At 66.3% G+C, this 392-nt stretch carries 1 pseudogene; it reads left to right on the top strand.

Annotated features, from left to right (window positions below):
- Window positions 1–392 (top strand): annotated as a pseudogene (locus MRBLAR12_RS23820) (DNA polymerase V subunit UmuC); the annotation flags it as partial.

The raw sequence follows: 392 nt of genomic DNA, 5'->3' as shown, positions 1-392 counted from the left end.
TCTCCAGCAACTATGAGCTCTACGGGGACATCAGCGCCCGGGTCATGGAACTGCTCGGCCGGTACTCCGCCTGGCTGGAGGTCTACAGCATCGACGAGGCCTTCCTCGGCGTCAAAGGCACCCCGGACGAGCTGCTGGCCCTGGGCCGGACCATGAAGGCCGCCGTGCGCCGCAACGTCGGGGTACCGGTCTGCGTCGGGATCGCCGGGACCAAGACCCTGGCGAAACTGGCCAACAAATGGGCCAAGAACAACCCGGCCTTCGACGGCGTCTGCCACTGGGACTCCGTGGCCGCCGCAGACAGGGAATCACTGATGCGCCGCCTGTCCGTGATTGAGATCTGGGGTGTCGCCACGCGGCTGACCAAACGGCTCAACGCCCTGGGCATCCAG

Origin of the sequence: Arthrobacter sp. LAR12-1-1.1, from assembly GCF_040676555.1 — a bacterium.
Lineage (GTDB): Bacteria > Actinomycetota > Actinomycetes > Actinomycetales > Micrococcaceae > Arthrobacter.
The sequence above is the reverse complement of the archived record's forward strand: the minus strand, read 5'-3'. Positions and strand labels throughout refer to the sequence as shown.